This window comes from Halalkaliarchaeum desulfuricum, from assembly GCF_002952775.1.
Classification (GTDB): Archaea; Halobacteriota; Halobacteria; order Halobacteriales; family Haloferacaceae; genus Halalkaliarchaeum; species Halalkaliarchaeum desulfuricum.
Genome location: NZ_CP025066.1, coordinates 927,574 through 946,841, shown reverse-complemented (window position 1 = coordinate 946,841; position 19,268 = coordinate 927,574). Strand labels below are relative to the sequence as shown.

Here is a 19,268-nt window from a genome sequence, read left to right as displayed (position 1 = left end):
AGGATGAGTAGGTGGGTGAGGACGAGGGAAAAAGTCCGTTGGTGGACCGGGACGTTCAACTCCGTCCCAGCCGTAGCTTCCTCCATGGAATACCGAGGTGCCGTCCTCGACGTCGACGGGACGGTCGTCCGGGGTGACGAACCGATTCCCGGCGCCCCTGACGGAGTGGGACGGATCCGTTCTGCCGGCGTCGAACCGCTGTTCGTCTCCAACAACCCGAGCAAAGCCCCCCAGGCATACGTCCGCCGCCTCTCCCGGGCGGGATACGATGTCGACGTCGAGCACGTCGTCACCGCCGGAACCGTGTCGACGAACTATCTCGAGAATCACCATCCCGACGAATCGATCTATCTCGTCGGCGCTCCCGGGCTCGCTCGACAGTTCCGGGACGTCGGGCTCTCGCTGGTTTCCGATCCCGACGCCGCCGACGTCGTGGTCGTTTCCCTGGACAAAGAGTTCGACTACGAGGAACTCTGTGCCGTCCAGTGGGCGCTGGAGGACGACGACGTTCCGTTCTACGGCACCGATCCGGACGTGGTGATCCCGGCGGAAAAGCGGAACATCCCCGGTTCGGGGGCGTTGATAAACGTCGTCGTCGACGTCACCGGACGACAGCCGGACGTGGTGTTCGGCAAGCCGAACGAGCCGACGCGTCGCGCGATATTCGAGCGGTTCGACTACGATCCGGCCGCCTGTTTCGTCGTCGGCGACAGGCTCGATACCGACATCGCGCTCGGCAACGAGGCGGGAATGACGACCGTGCTCGTTCGGTCCGGGATCACAGACGAGGAAACCCTCGCAAACGCCGAAATCCAGCCCGACTACGTGCTGGATTCGCTCGCTCAGATCGATCGCGTGCTGGATGGCGATTCCTGAAGCACCCTCTCGATCCCGAGGGCGCCAGTTCGCGTTTTAAAAAGCGTCGCCGTGGGCGGTAATCTCCGCGCGCAGTTCGGGCCGAACCGCCGAGTGGACGTGGCAGATCTCCTTGCCCCGGTCGACGATCTCCTCGAGCTCTTCGTCGCTCAAGTCGAGTTCGACGTGGAGATCCCACCGGATCGCCGCGAGGTCGTCGTCGTCGTCGAGATCGGCTGAGGCGTCGATCTGGAGCTTGCCGAGATCGTCGTGACCGCGCTGTTGTCCGGCGACCCGTAGTGCGGGAAGATAACAGGACGCATACGTGGCGACGAGCGCCTGATTTGCGGTCGGTCCCTCCTCTCCGGTGGCGTCGATCGAGAGTTCGAACTCTCCGACGTGGCTCGAACAGTGGTACCCTTCCTCACACACCGTGCTGGTTTCGATATCCGTCATTGCAACTACGTATTGGTCGGAACCGTCCTAAAGGTTGCTTCCGGAACGACCGGTCGGTATCGCAAAAAGACGGGTGTTCTCGAACAGGCAGTTCGACCGTGACCGCTGTCCTCACTCGAGGGTGAACGTCTCGTCGCCCTCGAGGACGTGGACCTCGGCGTCGCTGCCGGTTGCTTTCACCTCGCGGACGAAGTCGTCGGTATCGATCTCGATCGGCGGGGACGTGTCGTAGTGCATCGGGAACGCGTAGTCGACGTCGAGCCAGTCGACCGCGATCGCGGCCTGGGTCGGTCCCATGGTGAAGTGGTCGCCGGCGGGAACGGCGGCGGCGTCGGGTTCGAGGAACTGTCCGATCACGTCGCGCATCTCGCTCATCAGGCTCGTATCGCCGGCGTGGTAGAACGTCGTCGACTCGGGATCGGCTTCCTGTGTCGGCTTCTTGTCCGAGATGACGAAGCCGGCGGGCATCCCGGCACTCGTCTCGTAGCCGGTTTCGATACCGTTAGTGTGGTCGGCCCGGACCATCGTGACGTAGGCGTCGCCACACTCGACGGTGCCGCCGAGGTTCATTCCCATGCCACCGACGGCGTCCTCGAAGCCGTAGTTGTCCTCGGCGTACGAGACCAGTTCGGGGACGGCAACGAGCGTCGCATCGGAGAACTCGCCTGCGTGAGCGACGTGATCGGCGTGGCCGTGTGTGAGCAGGACGTAATCCGGCTGCTCGACATCTGCCGGATCGAGGTCTGTCTTCGGGTTTTCGAAGAACGGGTCGATCAGCAGCGACGTTTCACCGACCGTTACGTACCACGTGGAGTGGCCGTGCCAGGTGAGCTCCATATACAGTCGATACACCTCACCGACACGTAATAAAAGTCGCTGACTCCCCTTCGGCCGCGGTCGGAACCGATCGGTCCCCCCTCAGCCGTCGCAGATCAGGTGAGCGAACTCGTGTTCCAGAGAGCTTCGGCGATTCCGCTTACGGTTACGCCGAGAACGATCGCCAGGGCGACCCCCGCCATCACGAATGTGAGCACTGTCCGGAGCCCCCCGCTCGCAACCGCTCCCAGTTCACTCCCTTCCCTGAGCTGGAACCGAACGTCGTCTCCGTCGCCGACGAAGACATCTCCCTCTTTTCGGTACTCGTTTCCGGATGTCGCCGTTCGCTTTTGTCCGTACACGTGGACGGTGTCGCCGGCTTCCAACCGGTCTTCCGTTTTCCGTTCGTCTCTGTGGCCGGTCAGATCCGTATCTCGATATTTCTGCTCGAACGAGCGTGACGCTCCGCCGGGATCGACGACGACCTCCCCGGAGTCGTCGGCCACCAGGAACGGGACTGCCGTCTCGCCGTAATCCACGCGCTGCCAGGAGTCATCTTCGTCTTCCCGCCGATGTTTCTCGTATCGGTACGCCAGACATTCTGTTCCGGAATATTCCGCTTCGACGGTGTCCGAGAGTTTCTGGGCGGTTCCTTCGATTTCTACTGTTCCGTCGGTATCCGGAACCTCCCCGATCGGAATCGTGTCGCTGGCCCAGACCGCCGCCGTCTGTCGTGCCTGGACGGTACCGTCGTAGAGAGCGCGAAGCCCGAAGACGAGCGGGACTGCCGTCAGAACGAACAGAATGATCAGCGGAATGATGCCCTCGACAAACAGCTGGACGACCGAAACGGGTGGTGTTGCAGGCTCTCCCCCGCCGAAAATGGTCTCTACCATTGTGCGGGTATTTAACATGGTGTATGATCTCAATTGTAGGAGAGAGATTCAAGAGGTTTCCGTCTCTCGGCGTTTTAAGTGCAGCCCTTTTCTTCGAGTTCCCCGTCGCCGCTTCCACAGGCGATGACCTGCTCCGAGACGTCGCCCACGACGTCCACCTCGTCGGTGTTCGGCGGCGTGAGGCTCACGTGATCGACCTCGCGTTCGACCTCCTTTTCCCACTCGTAGGTTGTCGTCGTCTCGTATTCCAGTTTTTCGTACACCCCGTACTCGACTTCGTCCATGTACGTTCGCTCCCAACGGTGGAGGTCCTGCGTTCCATACTCGGGAACGCGATACTCGTAGTACACCTCTGGCGTGCTCTCGGTTCGTTCCCAGAGGTACTCGGTGCTGTACGTCGGATACTCGAACTTGTACTCTCTACTGGTGTCGCTTTTCCACACTGTTCGTTCGCCCCAGTCGACGCATCTCCCGTCTCCGAACCAACTGTTCGTACGTTCCTTGCAGTACCGTTCGGTTTCGGTGTAGTATTCGGTCACCGTCCTGGAGTCGACGATCCGCCAGCCGGACGCCGGGGCTCGTCGGGACGATCGCCACGTCGACCCGGTCCCGTCGCGGACCTGCCCGGTAGATCGGACTCGCGACCATCCCGAGCCGGATGGACGGGAGGTGCTCCGTTCCTGTTCCGTGGTCGTCTGATAGTTCGTCGTCGTCCCGACGTAGGTTCCGTCTCTCGGCGCGAGGCTGCGGTGAGGGACCTCAACGTGGTCGTAGCCGACGATCCGGGTCTGAGAATCCACGGACCGTTCGTCCATCGACCAGCCACTTCCGGGCCAGTTTGCGGCGACCCGGGTTTCGCGGCGCTGCTCGGTTTCGGTTTCGGTTCCGATTCGACGCCAGTCGTTTGATAACAGAGCGTCGGGGTTCTGCTCGTCGCGAATACGCGTCTCCTCTCGGTCGACTACCTCCTCGTCGATCGACTCGATGCCGACCATTTCCCACCCCTCGCCGGGATCCTCCTCGGAAACGTGTTCGGCGACTGCAGTGGTTCTTTCGGTGTAGTGGTACTCGGTGTAGGAGTCGAAGGTGACTGTCACTTGTGTTTGGCCACTTGTGTCCTGAAATTCTTTTCCAGAAAGCCACGCTGAATATGTTCCTGGAGAACTATATTGGTGTGTTATTAAGTATGTATTACCATCACACATCCGATATCTTTGGCAATCGTCTGCATATAGATTTAAAGAACTGCCATCGCCGAAATTGAATTCATAGAGATTTTCATGATCTGCAGGCGTCGTCGCTGTATCGATCTCAAAAGTAGCAGTCAGTGTGGAATCCTCAATCTCCCTTATTTCGACATTATCTTCACCATGGCTGACAGTTGGTCCTTGAATAACTACGGTGTCCTCATATCTGTCTTTTCTCCCAAACTGATCAACAACTTCTACTTCAACATTATATTCTCTGCTAGTTGGTTCCCGTATTTGGTAAAAATAAGTCGCTGAAGGTTGCGAGGTTTTAGTTTTGGATCCGTCTCCAAAATCCCAGTTGTATGTTAACTCAAGATTCTTTGTTGAACTTACATCTACCGAGAATTGAATCGATTCTTGAGGGACTGCGGTTAATAACGCTTTTTCTACTTGTCTATCTACAATATCTTGTATTTCTATTGTTGGATCATTTCCAGCATATTGAGTGTTAGTTTCTAAACCAGTAACCTCGTGTTTTGGCTCATCTACAACCTCTGAAGTTTCTGCTTCCGGTTCGACAACTGTAACCGTCATCACATCTGAAACTTCATCACCATAGTCGGTTGTGCCGAGAACTCTAATTTTTCCAGACTCTGCCTTCTGGTCATTGAATGAGATGTCTTGTGTTGTTCCGGATCCGAGGTGAGCATCTTGATTCGATGTGTATACCCAATCGTAATCGATTATCTCACCATCGCTTTCCACTTCGTAAGTATGCACTGTTCCCTGTACGACCACAGAGGGTCCTGAAATTTCCAAATTACTGGGACCTTGATTTGTTTCATCTGACTCGGCTGTATCTTCAGGCTCATCTGAAGTCGGGGTTGGCGTTGGATCTCTTTCAGAACTATCGTCTGGATTGGATGGGGTATCCTCTGAGGTATCATCTGTCTCATCTGAATCATCCGGTCCGTCATCGGACTGTTTCGGCTCATCTCCAGATGAGTCTGCAATCTCTACCTGAACTTCCACGTAATCTTCGCTCACCTCACCGTTCGTGCCAGTCACTTCGACCGTAAAGTGCCACACACCGACGGAATCCGGGACATAAGTGTGTCTCGCCGAATTTCCTTTTTCAAGGCGTTCTCGTTCGCCGTCTGGTGGAGCGACATACCACTGATATTCAGCGATTTCACCGCTCGCCCCCCGAGACCCACTCGCGTCGAGATAAACGGTCTCTCCGAGATCGACAGACCGATCGAGACCCGCATCCGCCATCGGTTGTTCCTCCTCTGCGACGACGACAGCTGCTGAACCCGCCGCTGCGACGAGCAGCACCACGACCATGATCGTCCTTCCGTCCATCGGAATATGTGACCCTACCCGGATATTATATTAAAAATCTTTGTATAAAATAAAGGTAGAATATTGAACAATTGGGTGTTAGTATTCTGAAATAATAATCGAATTAAACGTTGTGGGAGTCAGTTGCTCTTTTGCCAAGGCCTCGAACCCATCATGAATAGCTTCCCTGCAGAAGCAGTTGTGAGTGACCTGTCCGGAGTTCAGAAGGATCTATTCAATAAATTTCGCCGACGCGCGTCTGTCGAATTCGATGGTGCTACTCGAAACTGCCCTCAGTGCTGGTGACCGAGCGCTTCCGAAAGCGGCATTCCGAACCGCTCTTCGAACAGTTCCTCGATGGTGTCGTTCATGTCGACGATGTCGGCCGGCGGTTCGCCTTCCGAATGGTGGACCATCGCGTGCGCCTGCTGGGCCATAGCCTGCAGCACGATGTCTGTGATCACCTGCGTGGGGTTTTCGCCCTGCTCGGTCATCGTGTCGACGAGCCCTGCCGGCAACTCGACTGTGTCCTCGTTTCCGTCCGGTCCGGTTACGGTGTAGGTTTCTGTTTCTGCCATGGAGTCGACGACGCATTCCAGACGTAAGGCTCTGTGGAACTTTTGGAACTATTCGACGGTACGCGGTCGATCCGGCCCGGTATATGATTTATAATAATATTATATAGGAAATATATAACTAATAGTAACCAATAAGTGGTATTCGCTCCAACGACGGAGGTGCTATGTCACAGAGTACCGAACGCATACTGACGACTCATGTCGGGAGCCTCCCGCGCCCGGAGGAGTTGCTTCCGTACTTCGAACGCATACAGGCCGGCGAGGAAATCGACGAGGACGCCTTCGAGGCGGCAGTCAAAGACGCAACCGAGGCGGCGGTCCGCCGCCAGGACGAGGTCGGCATCGACGTCGCGACTCACGGCGAACAGGGACGGCCCTCGTTCGTCACGTACGTCGTGAACCGGCTCACCGGCTTCGAGGGCGAGGTTCCGGCGATCCAGTGGGCCGACCTCGAGGAGTATCCGAACTACGCCCGCCAGGTACCGACGTTCAGCGAGTGGTCGCAACCGGACGCGACGATCCCGGCCGCCTCCGGGCCGATCGAGTACGACGGCGAAGCCGAGACGAAAGCGGAACTCGATCGGTTCGAGGCGGCAATCGAGGCGGCCGGCGCCGAATTCGAGGACACGTTCGTGACCGCGGCCGCCCCAGGTACTGTCGCCTCCTACGTGGGCAACACCCACTACGACAGCCACGAGGAGTATCTCTTTGCGGTCGCAGACGCGATCGCCACCGAGTACGAACTGATCGCCGATTCCGGGGCCATTCTCCAGATCGACGCCCCGGACCTGCTCGGCGGTCGTCACCTCAAATTCAAGGATCGCTCCGAATCCGAGTTCGTCGACATCGCGGCAACTCACATCGAGGCACTCAACGAAGCCCTCGCAAACGTGCCGGCAGAACAGGTCCGGATTCACACCTGCTGGGGGAACTACGAGGGGCCACACCACCACGACGTACCGCTGGAGAAGGTCCTCCCAGAAATCTACGAGGCGGATGTTGGGGGGCTTTTGATCGAACAGGCGAACCCGTGCCACCAGCACGACTACACGGTCTTCGAGGAACACGGCGTGCCCGACGACTGGCAGTTGGTTCCCGGGGTGATCGACGTCACGGTCAACTACATCGAACCACCGGCGGTGATCGCCGACCGCCTCGAGCGGTTCGTCGACGCCGTCGGCGATCCCGACCGGATCCTCGCCGGCGCCGACTGTGGCCTGGGTACGTTCGCGGGGTTCGGCGCGGTCGACCCCGAAATCGCCTGGCAGAAACTCGACGCACTCGCCGACGGGGCGGCACTTGCGAGCGAACGAGTGTACTAGTACTGACCTACCCCGGTCAAACCGGCTCTCGACAGTCCTTTGGTACCTGCTGCCGACCACCTGGGTATGTGGGACGAGACGTTCGACATCGATTCGGGTTCACGGTCGGATCCGTCCGTTCTGGTTGCCGGGGAGACACTCGTCGACTTCATTCCCGAGACCCCCGGGCCGCTTCCCGACGTCGAAACCTTCCATCGCCGCGCGGGGGGTGCCCCAGCCAACGTCGCTGTCGGCCTCTCGCGACTGGGCGTCACGCCGGCGTTCTGGACGCGCGTCGGCGACGATCCGTTCGGCGACTTCCTCCGAGGAACGCTCGAAGCGGCCGGAATCTCCGATGAACTCGTCGAAGTCGATCCCCGCGCCAAAACCGGGCTCGCGTTCGTCAGCCTCGATCCCGACGCCGACCGGGCGTTCAGCTTCCACCGCGACGGAAGCGCCGACACCCGACTCCAGTCGGGGCGGATCGGCGACGATCGTCTCGAATCGGTCGACTGGGTTCACGCCGGCGGTGTCACGCTCGCCGACGATCCCGGTCGGGAGGCGACGTTCGACCTCCTCGAACGCGCCAGCGACGCCGGCGCCACGGTCTCGTTCGATCCCAACGCCCGACCGGAGTTGTGGGACGAGTACGACTTTGCCGACAGTGTCGACCGAGCGTTCGGGCTCGCGGACGTGGTAAAGACGTCGCGTGAGGATCTCGCGGCCGCAGGATACGACCGGGAACTCGACGACGTCGAACTGGTCCGCCGCGTCGCGGAGGCCGGCCCGCACACGGTGTTTCTCACGCTGGGCTCCGCTGGCGCGGTCGCGTATGCGACTCCCGACGCGCCGTGGTTCGGGGACGTACACCGGTCCGAAGACGAGGGGGGATCGAGTGACGAAGTAGTACGACACGACGGCTATCCGGTCGAGGCGGTCGACACCACCGGCGCCGGTGACGCGTTCTTCGCGGGCGCGATCGCCGCCCTCTCGAACGGCGGCTCGCCCGCGATGGCCCTCGAGTTCGCGGGTGCGGTGGCGGCGGTGACCACCACCGAACCCGGAGCGATGACTGCGTTGCCGACGCGCGAGGAGGTCGCCCTGTTCCGCGAGCGATTCGAGGGGTAGGGCCCGGTGCTGGGCACCGAGACGTTTTAGACGACCGTCTCCGTCATCGGCTCGACGGGCATGGCAGTCGGGGGAGGGCTGTCGCACTGCTGCTGGACACCACTATCGAGGGGATCCGCGAGGAGCGCGGCCTCGAGGAGCGAGAACAGACCGCTGAGACCGACTCGCAGTTCGTCTCCGCGAATGACCGGTTCGTCCGCGTCGACGACACTCCGCCCGAGACGACGACACTCCGCCCGAGACGACGACACTCCGGCCCACCCACGGTTCTTTCACCATCCCGTGTGTATCCGCCGTCTATGAGTCGACTCGACTTGCCGCCGATCGGTCTCGGAACGTCCGGAAACGACGACTTCGAGGAGTGTGCCGCGACGGTAGAGACGGCCCTGGATCTCGGGTATCGTCACGTCGACACGGCCCAGATGTACGACAACGAGGCTGCCGTCGGAGAGGGTATTCGCCGAAGTGATGTCGACCGGGAGGCGGTCACGATCGCGACAAAGATACATCCGGACAACCTCGCGTACGAGGACGTTCTGGAGACTGCAGCGGAAAGTCTCGATCAGCTCGGCGTCGATACGGTCGATCTCCTGTACGTCCACTGGCCGATCTCCGCGTACGACCCGCCGGAGACGCTTCGGGCCTTCGACGAACTCCTCGAAGAGGGGCTCGTCGATCACGTCGGCGTTTCGAATTTCACCCCCTCGCTCCTCGAGGAGGCCAGACAATTGCTGGACGCGCCTATCGCCGCCAACCAGGTCGAGTGCCATCCACTGTTGCCACAGCAGGAACTTCGGGCGCACGCTCACGAGCACGGCTACGAACTGGTCGGCTACTCCCCGCTGGGGCAAGGGGAACTGCTCGAGGAACCGATCCTCACGGAGATTGCCGGGGAGTACGACGCGACGCCGGCCCAGGTCGCGCTGTCGTGGGCGATCGCCCGGGGCGTCACGCCGATTCCCAAGGGTCGGGGCGATCACCTTCGGGAAAACCTCGGCGCCACGGAGCTGGATCTGCGGGCTACCGACGTCGCCAGAATCGACGAACTCGGGGAGCGAACGCGGTTCGTCGACCCCGATGCCGCCCCGTGGAGCGAGAGTCAGTAGAATGTGGGGGAGACCGTGCCAGTTCAACCTCCGGCTTCGTTCTCCCCACAATCTATACGTCCGGGCCCCCACCTCCAACTGAATGCGCGGCAGGGAACTGCTCGCGGAGGCTTCCGGGATCGACGAGTTCCCGTTCGATCCCGAAACGGTGGAGATCCGGGACGCCGACGTTCTCGAGCGTCTGTCACCCGTCGTCGGGGAGTGGTGGGTCGATCAGTTCGGCGGGTTCGTCCCACAGAACCGGGGGTTTTTCACGCCCCCGCAGCGCGAGGCGATCCCGCTGATCGACGAGGGCGAAAACGCCCTCGTCGCCGCCCCGACCGGGAGCGGAAAGACGCTGGCTTCCTTCACCGCGATCATCGACGAACTGTATCGGCGGGATCGGACTGACGGGCTCGAAAACGCCGTCTACTGTCTGTACGTCTCCCCGCTGAAGTCGCTGGCAAACGATGTCCACCGCAACCTGACGGTTCCGCTGTCGGGGATCACGGAACGGCTGGAGGAACGTGGGATCGACGCGGAGATCAGACACGCAATCCGGCACGGCGACACCGACGATCGAACGCGCCAGCGGATGCTCGAGGAGACGCCCCACATCCTCAACACCACCCCCGAGACGCTCGCAATCTTGCTCAACGCGCCGAAGTTCAGGGAGAAGCTCCGGAGCGTCGAGTACGTCGTCGTCGACGAGATCCACAGCCTCGCGGACAACAAACGCGGCACACACCTGTCAGTTTCCCTGGAGCGACTCGAGGATCTCGCAGACGTATCACCCACCCGGATCGGCTGTTCGGCGACCGTCGAGCCGCTCTCGACGATGGCGGAGTTTCTGGTCGGTCGCGAACCCGACGCCAATCACGCGGGGGATTCGATGGCCCCCCGCGACTACGAGATCGTCGACACCCGGTTCGTGCGCGACTTCGACCTCCAACTGGAGTGCCCCACACACGACCTCATCGGCGAATCGAGGGACGTCGTCACGGATCGCTTTTACGAACGACTCCACGAACTGATCGACTCGCACACGAACACGCTGGTGTTCACCAACACGCGGTCGGGTGCAGAGCGGGTACTCCACAACCTCCGTGAACGGTTCGACGGCTACGACGAGGGCAACTCCGGCTGTCATCACGGCTCCATCTCGAAGGACCGACGTCAGTCGATCGAACGGCGGCTCAAGGAGGGCACCCTCGACGTCGTCACCACCTCGACGAGCCTCGAACTCGGCATCGACATGCCACATCTCGATCTCGTCGTCCAGGTCGGCTCCCCCAAATCCGTCGCGGCGCTGCTCCAGCGTGTCGGTCGCGCGGGTCATCAGGTCGGCGAAATCGTCGAGGGGCGGGTGATCGCGCTCGATCGCGACGAACTCCTCGAGTGTGCGGTGATGCTCCGGAAGGCCGAGGAGGGGTTCGTCGACCGGGTGTTCGTCCCGGAAAAGGCCCTCGATGTCGCCGCCCAGCACGTCTACGGGATGGCGATCGCCGAGGTCCGCCCCGAAGCCGAACTGGAGGAAACACTCCGACGAGCGTATCCGTATCGGGAGTTCGAAGACGACGACTGGGAGCGTTTGCTCCGGTATCTGACCGCCGACTACGACGGGCTCGAAGACCGGAACGTCTACGCGAAAGTCTGGCGGGACACGAACGATCCGCCCGACGGGGGGCATCACCATCCCGAATACGACGTCGGCGAGCCGCTGATCGGAAAACGGGGCCGACTCGCCCGCGTCATCTACATGACGAACATCGGGACTATCCCCGACTCGTTCACCTGCGGGGTGTTCACCCGGAGTGACGAGGAGTGGGTCGGCGACCTCGACGAGTCGTATCTGGACACCCTCGATCCGGGCGACGTGTTCGTCCTCGGCGGCAGGCGGTTCGAGTACCGATACCGACGGGGATCGAAAGTGTACGTCGATCCGACCTCCGCACGCCCAACCGTTCCGTCGTGGTACTCCGAACGGCTCCCGCTGTCGTACGATCTCGGCCGGGAGATCCTCGCGTTCCAGGCGGAGGTGTGTAACCGGATCGAATCGGGCGGCCCTCCCGGCCTCCGAACCTGGCTCCGGGAGTTCCCCCTCGACGAAAACAGCGTTCGGTCGATCGCCCGGACGTACGACGAACAGCACCGATACGCCGGAATCGAGAGTATCGCTACGCCCGACCGGATCGTCGTCGAGGAAGTCCGCGACCGGGATCGATACCGACGGCACTACTACGTCCACTCGGTCTACGGGCGTCGGTTCAACGACGGTCTCTCGCGGCTGGTGGCCCACCGGTGTTCCCGGCGTGCCACCACGAACGTCCAGGTGGCCGTCGCCGACAACGGTTTCACCGTCTCGATGCCACTGAACCGCCGTGTCGACGTCGCGGACGTGCTCCGTGATCTCGACCCCGCCGACGCCCCCGGAGAGCTCAGGGAGGCGCTTTCGGATACCGACCTCCTGGAGCGATACTTCCGGATCAACGCCACCCGATCGCTGATGGTGCTCAAAAACTACAAGGGTCACGAGAAGTCCGCGGCCAGACAGCAGGTCTCCGCGGAGATGCTGCTGTCGTTTGCGCGCGATCTCGATGATTTCGCCGTTCTGGAGGAGACGTACCGGGAGATCATGGAGGACAAACTCGATCTGGCTGGAATCCGTGAGGTGCTTGGGGCGATACAGTCGGGGGATCTCGAGGTCGAAACCCGCCGGCTCGACGGTCCATCACCCCGGGCGTTCGGGCTGGCGACACTCTCAGCCAGCGACGTCGTGCTCGCGGAAGACGAGTCTGCAGTTCTCCAGGAGTTTCACGCCCGCGTTCGATCGGAGATCGGGGACTCCGGTCGCGAAGAATCTCCGGATCCGGGCGGCGACGGCGACGCGTGAGTTCCGTCGGGACCGACTCGCTCACACCGCCTCCGGTTTGTACTCGCCGAACTCCTCCCGGAGGACGTCACTTATCTCCTGGACGGTCGCGTACGCCTTCACTGCCTCGACGATCGGGGGCAGGAGGTTCTCCTCGCCGCGGGCTGTGTCCCGAATCCGGACGAGAGCTGCGTCCACTGCTTCGTCGTCGCGGTCGGCTTTCACGTCGTTGAGCCGACGGCGCTGGCGACGTTCGTCCGCCTCGGACACCTCTTCGAGTCCGATTTCCGGTTCCTCGTCCTCGACGGTGTACTCGTTTACCCCCACGATCACGCGCTCGCCGGTTTCGATCTCGCGCTGGCGCTCGTAGGCGACGTCCTGGATCTGTCGCTGGACCCACTGGCTCTCGATCGCATTCAGCATCCCGCCGCGCTCGTCGACTTCCTCGATGAGCGTTCGGGCTTCCGATTCGATCCGGTCGGTGAGCGACTCGACGTAGTACGACCCCGCAAGCGGATCGATCGTGTCGGCGACGCCCGACTCGTGGGCGAGGATCTGTTGGGTCCGGAGGGCGGTTCGCACGGACTGTTCTGTCGGCAGCGCGAGCGCCTCGTCTTTCCCGTTCGTGTGCAGCGACTGGGTTCCACCCAGAACCGCCGCCATCGCCTGGTAGGCGACCCTGACGACGTTGTTCTCGATCTGTTGGGCCGTGAGCGTCGAGCCGCCGGTCTGGGTGTGGAACCGCAACTGTTTCGAGGCCGGCTTCTCGGCGTCGAACCGCTCGTCCATCAGACGCGCCCACAACCGCCGGGCCGCCCGGAACTTCGCGGCCTCCTCGAAGACGTTGTTGTGGGCGTTGAAGAAAAACGACAGTTGCGGGGCGAACTCGTCGACGTCGAGCCCGGCGTCGAGGGCCGCCTCGACGTACTCGATCCCGTTTCCGAGGGTGAACGCAACCTCCTGGGCAGCCGTCGAGCCGGCCTCCCGGATGTGATACCCCGAAATCGAGATGGTGTTGAACTTCGGGATCTCCTCGGCGCAGAACGCAAAGAGGTCTGTTATCAGGCGCATCGACGGTTCCGGGGGATAAATGAAGAGGTTCCGTGCGACGTACTCTTTCAGGATGTCGTTTTGAACGGTCCCGCGGAGCTGTTCCCGGGGGACGCCCTGCTTGTCGCCGATCGCGACGTACATCGCGAGCAGGATCGCCGCCGGCGCGTTGATCGTCATCGAGGTCGACACCTCGTCGAGAGGGATCCCGTCGAACACCGTTTCGAAGTCATCGAGCGTGTCGATCGCGACCCCCGAGCGACCGACCTCCCCCTGTGCCATCTCGGCGTCGGAATCGTAGCCCATCTGTGTGGGGAGGTCGAACGCCATCGACAACCCCGAAGAGCCCTGCTCGATGAGGTACTGGAACCGTTCGTTCGTCTCGCGACCGGTCCCCATCCCCGCGTACTGGCGCATCGTCCACAGCCGCCCGCGGTGCATCGTCGAATAGACGCCGCGTGTAAACGGCTCCTCGCCGGGGAAGCCGAGATCCTCCTCGTAGTCGACGTCCTCGACGTCAGCGGGGGTGTACAGCCGCTTCACGTCGGTGCCGCCGGTGTCGGTGGTGAACGTCTCCTTTCGCTCCCCGAACCGCTCCAGCGTCGGCGAGAGGGTTTCCTCCTCCCAGGCCTCCTTCGCCGAGCGGATCCGTTCGAGCTCCTCGGGGTCGAACATACCCGAAGGGTTGCCGGCGACGAACTTAAGGGTTGAAGGCGATGGGCTGCAACCCGTCGGTATGAGTCACCGAACCGACACACTCGAGACGTTCCTCGAAGCGACTGCGCCCGATCCGACACCGCTCCAGCGGGAGATGGCCGAGACGGCAACCGAGCTCTCGTTTCCGATCGTCGGCCCCGTTGCCGGCGGTGTGCTCGCCCAGCTGACGCGCCTGACTGCTGCCGATCGGGTCTTCGAGTTCGGTTCGGGGTTCGGCTACTCTGCCACCTGGTTCGTTCGCGGTGGTGCGACGGACGTCGTCTGCACCGAATTCGATCAGGACGAAGTCGAACTCGGCCGGGAGTTTCTTGCCGACGCGGGTTTCAAGGATCGTATTACCTTCGAGTACGGCGACGCGTTGGAGACGATCGAACGCCACGACGGTCCGTTCGACGTGGTGCTGATCGACCATCAGAAACACCGGTACGCAGAGGCCTACGACGCAGTCAGGCCGAAGCTCTCCGACACCGCAGTCGTCGTCGCAGACAACGTGGTTCGGGGGCCCCTGGATTTCGAGGCGCTTTCGGCCCACTTCAGCGACGGCACGCCGTTGCCGTCCAACGAGGAGGACGAAGGAACCTGGGGGATCGGAACGTATCTGAAACGGGTGAAACGCGACACCGACGCCGAAACGGTCGTCCTTCCGGTCGGATCCGGGATCGCGGTATCGGCTGTCACTCCCTGACCGGAGAGCCCGGTGCCGATCGGCCGGCGGTCACCGTCGGTGGGTCGCGATCACCGCCGTTGGTTCGGCGATCACCGCCGTTGGTTCGGCGATCAGCGACGATCCGTACCGACATGTGGCTCCGGCATGAGGTCCTCGAACGGTTGGTCGTCGAGCCACTCCAGAAGCGCGACCAGCCGATCGGTTGCCGCCTCGAACAGCTGTTTCCCCTTTTCAGGGGTCGCGTCAGTCTGGTCGCCGAAGACGCCGTTTTCGGAGTTGTCGATCGCGTCGTAGAACGTTCGGGCACCGAACTTGCGCGAATCCGTGTTCTCGAGGTCGACGACGCCGCCGTCGCGTGCGTCTCCGAGCCTGTCTTCGTCGACCAGCTCGCGGGCGACGTGCATGATCATCGCCGTCTCCTTCGGTCCGCCGTGGGGTCCCGGATGCTCGAACAGTTCCTCGACGAGTTCCGGGATCGAGTCGTTCCACATCCACTCGATGGCGTACGCCGCCCGGTCCTCACGGAGTCGACGGCCGACCTCACGGAGCGGTTCCACGTTGCCGCCGTGAGCGTTGACGAAAACGATGCGGTCGATCCCGTGATACGTCAGGTTTCGGGCAAGGCTCTCGACGTACGACCGGAACGCTGGCGGGTCGACCCACAGCGTGCCGTGGAACTGTTTGTGGTGGGCACTCACGCCGATGTCGACTGTCGGGGTACAGACGTGGCCCGTTCGCCCGGAGGCTGCCCGTGCCAGTGACTCCGCGATGAGGTGATCGGTTGCAAGCGGGAGATGAGGCCCGTGTTGTTCGGTCGATCCGAGCGGAATCACCGCCAGGGATTCACCGTCCATCGCTTCGCCCAACTGCGGCCAGGTTCGGTCCGCAAGGTACATGGTCGCAGTTCCGACCCCGGCACCATCAATTGCGTCGGTTCCGGGACGCGTCCACCGGCGGGTGAGTGGTGGTTTCGGACGGCTTCGCCAATCTTTTGCTCCGTGGGCCCGACCGTGCGGGTATGTTTGGAGGCGGCGGGATGAACCCGCGAAAGATGAAGCAGATGATGGAGCAGATGGGCATCGACGTCACCGAACTCGATGCCACCGAGGTCGTCATCCGTACCGAAGGCGAGGAGGACCTCGTCTTCGACGCTCCGCAGGTCACGCGGATGGACGCCCAGGGACAGCAGACCTACCAGATCGTCGGCGAACCCACCCGACAAGAGGCGACGGCGGTGGCCGGTGACGAAGCCGAGGCCGCCGAGACCGACGAGGGGGATCCGGACGACGGCGGCATCCCCGACTCGGACGTCGAAATCGTCGCCGCTCGGGCCGGCGTGCCCGAATCGACGGCCCGCGAGGCCCTCGAGGCCGAGGACGGCGACCTGGCGGCCGCGATCAACCGGCTGGAGTAGGCGGCAGTGTTCCTGCTCGTCCACGAGGACAGAGAGTATCTCCGCGGGCCCGGGGAGGAACTCCAGACCGACCTCGGCGTCTTGACGGTCCCCGAAGACGCGGCGCCCGGTGACACCCTGGAGACCCATCTGGGGACGACCTTCCACGTTCGGGAGCTTCGCGGCCCGGACCTGTTCGATCACCTCGACCGCACGGGCGCGCCGATGATGCCCCGGGATATCGGCCTCGTCGTGGGCCATACCGGCGCTGCGGCGGGCGATCGGGTGCTCGACGCCGGCACCGGAACGGGGATCCTGTCGGCGTATCTCGGTCGGATCGGCGCCGACGTGACGACCTACGAGCGCGACCCGGAGTTCGCCGAGCAGGCCCGAACGAACATGGAGGTCGCCGGCGTCGCCGACCGCGTCGACGTGCGGACGGGCGATCTCGCCGTCGAAGTCGACGAGTTGATCGCCGAAATCGACGACGGTGACACCGCCCCGTTCGATCTGCTCACGCTGGACACCGAAGACGCGCCGACGATCGTCCGGCGGGCGCCGGAACTGCTCGCTCCCGGCGGCTTTCTTTCGGTCTATTCACCGTTCGTCGAACACACTCGCGAGGTCGTCGAGGCGACCCGCGATGCAGACCTATCCGACGTAAAGACGTTCGAGACGATCCAGCGCCGGATGCAGTTCGACGACCGGGGATCCAGGCCCGACACCGCGGGTGTCGGACACACGGGATATCTGACGTTCGGTCGCCACGACTTTTAAAAAACTCGGGCCCTCGTGGAGCGAGCGCGCTCACGGGTCGCTCCGCTTCCCGTTCCCGTCTCCGCGAGGCTCCCTTGAGAGCGCCTTGCTCCCCCCGACTCCGGTAAAATATGTGGTGCAACTACGAAGGATTTGCTGGATGACAGGAGAAATTCGCTCCGTGAGCGAATCAAAACTGCCGATAGCTCGGGTCTTCGGCCCTTGCTATCGGTAACACATCTCGCTCGCCTCGGCGTATGCAGTTTCTTGTAATATCACCTGGCCTCACGGGCCTTTCGCGTATACTCTCCCCCGAGAATCGTTTACCCATCTGCCGATTCCGCTCACCGGCTCTCCGTCACGTCGACGACTGTCGCCGAAGCGTGCTCCCGCAACGTCTCGGGATCGATCGGAAACACCGCCTCTGGCGTTCCGGCGGCAGCGTACACGGTCTCGAACTCCTGAAGCGCCGGATCGAACAGGACAGGAACGTCCGTCTCGTGACAGATTGGCGGTACGCCCCCGATCGACCAGCCAATCTCGTCGGCGACGCGATCTGGATCGGCCATCGTCGTTCGTTCGACTGGAGCGTCGAACCGCTCTGCGACTGCGGCGAGATCAACCCTGTTCGCACCGCTGGTAATCGCGACGATCAGGTCGCCGTCGGCGTCGACGACGATACTACTCGCGATCTGGGCGACGTCACAGCCGAGCGCCTCGGCTGCGTCGGCTGCCGTTTTCGTTCCCGCAGGGAACTCCAGTACCTCGATGTCGAGTCCGTATTTCTGCGTTGCCTGCTCGGCGAACGCCTCGGCACGTGAATGCATGTCACTCTCGTAATGCGTGAGTAGTTACAATTACTTTTGAACTCTTGGATACGTTTTTGTGTTGTTCAACCGAGGATAGGTCCGACGGTGTGTTACCATGGTTGAATCGTTCAATCCGCAGTTCGAATACGACGGGCTCCCGGTCGCCTGTGCGGCGGCGACGTCGATCGTTCTCGGCGCGGTAGCGATCCTGATCGTCGGGCGCCCGGCGTGGATTCTCCCGATCGGCTTCTTCGCGGGTGTCGTCGCCGCGATGGTCGGGGAGTTTTCCGGCGTCCCCGCGAATAACGGGCTTCTCGGGGTCGTGATATCGCTGTTCCCGATCTACGGGTACGCCGTGATCTACCGGCTCTCTGTGACCCCAGCTGCCGGCGGCGACGCCGCCTTCTTCAGTGTGGTGTTTGCCGTTCTCGACATCGTGGTTTACGGGCCGTTGATGCTTCTTGCAGCGTATCTCGGAGGGATCATCGCCGACTCCGTTCGACGTCGGATGGCTGCCCCGATCGGCTACTGAAACGAGAGTGGCCAACTAATGGTTGGAGAGTTCGCTCACAATGAGGGTTGTAGACCGGCAGTCAACGGTCCCGGGAGCGGCTCGATGAACGGTTCGAAAGCATCTGATACTCACGACTGTCGCGTTTCGCTTCTTACCGGTCCGGATGGCCCCGGGCCGTTCTGATGAGTCGGATCAACTCTTCGCGGTCCGACTCGGGTTGCAGGAACGCTTCGATGGCGGATTTGCTGTCCTCAGTGGTGTCATCACTGGTGTTTCCACTGTTATTGTCCCCGGAATCACCGTCGATCACGGACGTCGGGTATGCTCCTCCGACGAGCTGGTACTCCCTGTCGCCGGGCACGACGGCGAGGAACGCCTCGCTCGCAACCGCCATACTGACGGCGGACACGACGGCTACGAACCTGAAGGTGGGTGCGATGCGGCCGCCGACATCGAGCGTCCGTCTGTCTCGGCGTTCTACCGACTGGAAGCCCCGGGTTCGGAGCTCTTCCCGGAAGGCCGCGGTCGCGTTCGATTCGACGATCCGCGTGAGCGCGACCGACGACGAAATGCGGGGACGTATCCTGACCCGCGAGGCGAAGTAGAACCGCCAGATTGTGTCCACCTCGGGACCGATCGCCTCGCGGAGTCGCTCACGGCGCTCGGCGTCCTCGTAAACGACGGTGTGTGCCCTGACGGAGATCGGGCCGGCGCGAAACGGTTTCTCCTCGCGCTTCTCGATGCGGCGCCAGCCGTCCAGTAACTCCTCGGGAATGTCGGGGGCGGGCACTCCCATCCCGTCAAACAACGTCGTCGGTTTACTTAAAAAGACAGCCGGAGG

The 19,268-nt window shown here is 62.1% G+C and carries 19 protein-coding genes; 9 read left to right on the top strand and 10 right to left on the bottom strand.

Features of this window, described 5'->3' with window-relative positions:
* Positions 1-84: 84 nt before the first annotated feature.
* Positions 85-876 carry an HAD-IIA family hydrolase gene (locus tag AArcSl_RS04680; RefSeq protein WP_119815708.1) on the top strand — a complete coding sequence of 264 codons (792 nt, stop codon included), beginning with the start codon at positions 85-87 and terminating at the stop codon, positions 874-876.
* Between the two features lie 36 nt (positions 877-912).
* On the opposite strand, the gene AArcSl_RS04675 is transcribed toward AArcSl_RS04680, so the two are convergent.
* The 5 genes from AArcSl_RS04675 to AArcSl_RS04655 all read right to left on the bottom strand — a co-directional run bounded on the left by AArcSl_RS04675 (position 913) and on the right by AArcSl_RS04655 (position 6,135).
* Positions 913-1,311 carry an OsmC family protein gene (locus AArcSl_RS04675; protein ID WP_119815705.1) on the bottom strand — a complete coding sequence of 133 codons (399 nt, stop codon included), beginning with the start codon at positions 1,309-1,311 and terminating at the stop codon, positions 913-915.
* Positions 1,312-1,422: 111 nt separating this feature from the next.
* A complete protein-coding gene (locus AArcSl_RS04670) occupies positions 1,423-2,148 on the bottom strand; it encodes a metal-dependent hydrolase (RefSeq protein WP_119815702.1) in 726 nt (241 codons plus the stop codon).
* Between the two features lie 95 nt (positions 2,149-2,243).
* A complete protein-coding gene (locus tag AArcSl_RS04665) occupies positions 2,244-3,023 on the bottom strand; it encodes a hypothetical protein (protein WP_119815700.1) in 780 nt (259 codons plus the stop codon).
* Positions 3,024-3,097: 74 nt separating this feature from the next.
* Entirely contained in the window at positions 3,098-5,578 is a 2,481-nt protein-coding gene (locus AArcSl_RS04660) for a PKD domain-containing protein (protein ID WP_119815697.1), read from the bottom strand.
* 272 nt (positions 5,579-5,850) lie between these two features.
* Positions 5,851-6,135, bottom strand: a complete 285-nt coding sequence (locus AArcSl_RS04655) for a DUF7545 family protein (RefSeq protein ID WP_119815694.1) — start codon at positions 6,133-6,135, stop codon at positions 5,851-5,853.
* Between the two features lie 164 nt (positions 6,136-6,299).
* Here AArcSl_RS04655 and AArcSl_RS04650 point away from each other — a divergent pair, with 164 nt between their 5' ends.
* Both AArcSl_RS04650 and AArcSl_RS04645 read left to right on the top strand, forming a co-directional pair.
* Positions 6,300-7,457: a cobalamin-independent methionine synthase II family protein gene (locus tag AArcSl_RS04650; RefSeq protein WP_119815691.1), complete on the top strand. Its 1,158-nt coding sequence runs from the start codon at positions 6,300-6,302 to the stop codon at positions 7,455-7,457.
* A 66-nt stretch (positions 7,458-7,523) separates the two neighbouring features.
* Complete coding sequence (locus AArcSl_RS04645) at positions 7,524-8,564, top strand: carbohydrate kinase family protein (protein ID WP_119815688.1); 1,041 nt, start codon at positions 7,524-7,526, stop codon at positions 8,562-8,564.
* A gap of 26 nt (positions 8,565-8,590) precedes the next feature.
* On the opposite strand, the gene AArcSl_RS04640 is transcribed toward AArcSl_RS04645, so the two are convergent.
* On the bottom strand, positions 8,591-8,815 hold the full coding sequence (locus AArcSl_RS04640) for a hypothetical protein (RefSeq protein ID WP_119815685.1): 225 nt from the start codon (positions 8,813-8,815) through the stop codon (positions 8,591-8,593).
* Between the two features lie 48 nt (positions 8,816-8,863).
* Here AArcSl_RS04640 and AArcSl_RS04635 point away from each other — a divergent pair, with 48 nt between their 5' ends.
* Both AArcSl_RS04635 and AArcSl_RS04630 read left to right on the top strand, forming a co-directional pair.
* Positions 8,864-9,670 carry an aldo/keto reductase gene (locus AArcSl_RS04635; protein WP_119815682.1) on the top strand — a complete coding sequence of 269 codons (807 nt, stop codon included), beginning with the start codon at positions 8,864-8,866 and terminating at the stop codon, positions 9,668-9,670.
* Between the two features lie 82 nt (positions 9,671-9,752).
* Complete coding sequence (locus tag AArcSl_RS04630) at positions 9,753-12,542, top strand: ATP-dependent helicase (RefSeq protein ID WP_119815679.1); 2,790 nt, start codon at positions 9,753-9,755, stop codon at positions 12,540-12,542.
* A 21-nt stretch (positions 12,543-12,563) separates the two neighbouring features.
* Here the strand turns inward: AArcSl_RS04630 and AArcSl_RS04625 are convergent, their stop codons facing one another.
* Entirely contained in the window at positions 12,564-14,246 is a 1,683-nt protein-coding gene (locus AArcSl_RS04625; RefSeq protein ID WP_119815676.1) for an acyl-CoA mutase large subunit family protein, read from the bottom strand.
* Positions 14,247-14,307: 61 nt separating this feature from the next.
* Between AArcSl_RS04625 and AArcSl_RS04620 the strand changes: the two genes are divergently transcribed.
* Complete coding sequence (locus tag AArcSl_RS04620; protein WP_119815673.1) at positions 14,308-14,973, top strand: O-methyltransferase; 666 nt, start codon at positions 14,308-14,310, stop codon at positions 14,971-14,973.
* 92 nt (positions 14,974-15,065) lie between these two features.
* Here AArcSl_RS04620 and AArcSl_RS04615 read toward each other — a convergent pair whose 3' ends face one another.
* Positions 15,066-15,851, bottom strand: a complete 786-nt coding sequence (locus AArcSl_RS04615) for a creatininase family protein (protein ID WP_119815670.1) — start codon at positions 15,849-15,851, stop codon at positions 15,066-15,068.
* 122 nt (positions 15,852-15,973) lie between these two features.
* Here AArcSl_RS04615 and AArcSl_RS04610 point away from each other — a divergent pair, with 122 nt between their 5' ends.
* Together AArcSl_RS04610 and AArcSl_RS04605 are read left to right on the top strand one after the other, a co-directional pair.
* Positions 15,974-16,369 carry a nascent polypeptide-associated complex protein gene (locus AArcSl_RS04610; protein ID WP_119815667.1) on the top strand — a complete coding sequence of 132 codons (396 nt, stop codon included), beginning with the start codon at positions 15,974-15,976 and terminating at the stop codon, positions 16,367-16,369.
* Between the two features lie 6 nt (positions 16,370-16,375).
* Positions 16,376-17,125 carry a methyltransferase domain-containing protein gene (locus AArcSl_RS04605; RefSeq protein WP_119815664.1) on the top strand — a complete coding sequence of 250 codons (750 nt, stop codon included), beginning with the start codon at positions 16,376-16,378 and terminating at the stop codon, positions 17,123-17,125.
* A gap of 323 nt (positions 17,126-17,448) precedes the next feature.
* Here AArcSl_RS04605 and AArcSl_RS04600 read toward each other — a convergent pair whose 3' ends face one another.
* Positions 17,449-17,931 (bottom strand): YbaK/EbsC family protein, encoded by a 483-nt coding sequence (locus AArcSl_RS04600; protein ID WP_119815661.1) that lies wholly within the window; start codon positions 17,929-17,931, stop codon positions 17,449-17,451.
* A 97-nt stretch (positions 17,932-18,028) separates the two neighbouring features.
* Here AArcSl_RS04600 and AArcSl_RS04595 point away from each other — a divergent pair, with 97 nt between their 5' ends.
* Positions 18,029-18,445 (top strand): hypothetical protein, encoded by a 417-nt coding sequence (locus AArcSl_RS04595; protein WP_119815658.1) that lies wholly within the window; start codon positions 18,029-18,031, stop codon positions 18,443-18,445.
* A 133-nt stretch (positions 18,446-18,578) separates the two neighbouring features.
* On the opposite strand, the gene AArcSl_RS04590 is transcribed toward AArcSl_RS04595, so the two are convergent.
* Positions 18,579-19,223: a hypothetical protein gene (locus AArcSl_RS04590; RefSeq protein WP_119815654.1), complete on the bottom strand. Its 645-nt coding sequence runs from the start codon at positions 19,221-19,223 to the stop codon at positions 18,579-18,581.
* Between the last annotated feature and the right edge of the window lie 45 nt (positions 19,224-19,268).